This is a genomic window from Caenibacillus caldisaponilyticus, from assembly GCF_002003465.1.
Lineage (GTDB): Bacteria > Bacillota > Bacilli > Bacillales > Sporolactobacillaceae > Caenibacillus > Caenibacillus caldisaponilyticus.
This window is the reverse complement of sequence record NZ_BDDQ01000136.1, coordinates 1-1504: the sequence shown is the minus strand read 5'-3', so window position 1 is coordinate 1504 and position 1504 is coordinate 1. Positions and strand designations below refer to the sequence as shown.

At 50.7% G+C, this 1504-nt stretch carries 1 protein-coding gene; it reads right to left on the bottom strand.

Annotation, left to right across the window (positions count from 1 at the left end; all coding sequences use genetic code 11):
- Window positions 1-235: 235 nt before the first annotated feature.
- Window positions 236-1471, bottom strand: coding sequence for an IS256 family transposase (locus CCB157_RS16820; RefSeq protein ID WP_077616938.1), 1236 nt, complete (start codon window positions 1469-1471; stop codon window positions 236-238).
- Between the last annotated feature and the right edge of the window lie 33 nt (window positions 1472-1504).

The window sequence follows — 1504 nt, the reverse complement described above, 5'->3', positions numbered from 1 at the left end:
ATTTGDMAAATSATTTATTCGGTTGGGTCAAGTCCATTTTATTGTGTAAATTTCCCTTTGATAGAAAGATGGACCTGATGACCTGACGTATGGCAGGTAAGTCCGGCAAGTCTCCCTGCCGGTCGCCTTCCCGGACTAATGATCATTGTTGTCAAAGTACAGGTGTGTCAAGGCGCTTTCGCGGCAACTCCTCGCTTCCGAGGTATTTCACGTTCTCCTTGACACGTCGAAGAAATTATCCCACTTTCTTGATCGCCGAAACTTCCTGATTCATCGTTTGAACGCCTAACTCTTTCGTTTTCCGCCACTGCCAATAGTCGGACATATCCAGGTATTTGCGTCCCGATATCCATTTTTCGTCCATTTCGATCAACACGGCGCCTACGAGGCGATACACCGATTCCCGGTTCGGAAAAATGCGGATCACCCGTTCTCTGCGGCGGATTTCCTCATTGAGCCGTTCGATGCCATTGGTTGTGCGCAGGCGCCGCCGGTAACGCTCCGGATAGTCCAAGACAGCCGTGGCGTCTTCGAATCCCTCTTCAAGGATTTGCATGGCTTTTGGGGCTTTTTCTTCCCATTTGGCCAGCACTTGTTCCAATAACAGCCGGGCCGCCTGCTTATTGGGGGCGTGAAGAATCCCGCGAATCTCCTCAAGCAAGGCATCCTGCATATACTTTGGTGCGGCATCGAGGATATTGCGAATAAAATGTGTCTGGCATCGCTGCCATGTCGCGCCTTGGAAATGCTTTTCAATCGCTTGCACCAGCCCGCCGTGTTGATCCGAGATGATCAAGTCCACTCCCCGGAGTCCCCGGTCTTTCAGCCATCCGAAGAACTCGCTCCAGCTGGACTCCGATTCACTGTTTCCGATTTGCAGGCCAAGAATTTCCCGGTATCCTTCCTCATTCACTCCTGTGGCGATCAAAACGGCTCTGGAACGTACCCGTCCATCTTCCCGGACTTTCGTATAAATAGCATCTACTAGCACAAACGGATACACATGTTCATGAAGGGAACGGTCATTCCAGTCTTGGATCATCGGATCCAGCCCCTTGCATAGCGAGGAAACCGTGGATTTGGAAAACGAGGTGCCGCATAATTCCTCCGTGATTTGGGTGATTTTTCGGGTGGACACCCCGTTTACGACCATTTCCATGAGGGCCAGTACCAGAGCTTGTTCGCTCCGTTGATAACGTTGAAAGAGTTCAGTGGAAAACTCCCCATCCCTTGTCCGCGGCACGCGCAAGGTCAACCGTCCCACCCGAGTCGTCAATTGCCGGGGATAAGACCCGTTTCGATAGCCTTTTCGCTCCTCTGTGCGCTCATAACGGCCGGCGCCAAGTTGATCCGTTAACTGGGCTTCAAGGATTTGATTCAAGACCTGTTCCAACAGTTTGGCCAGTCCTTGATCTTGCGACAAGAACCCGTGCAGGATTTCATCGCTTATTGTAATATTGTATTGAGCCATAGTTGCTTTCCTCCTTTTTGTTTTTTGTTTTTG

Coding starts and splice junctions, on each gene's coding strand:
- CCB157_RS16820 (WP_077616938.1), bottom strand. CDS start 1,471: ATGGCTCAATACAATATTACAATAAGCGATGAAATCCTGCACGGGTTC.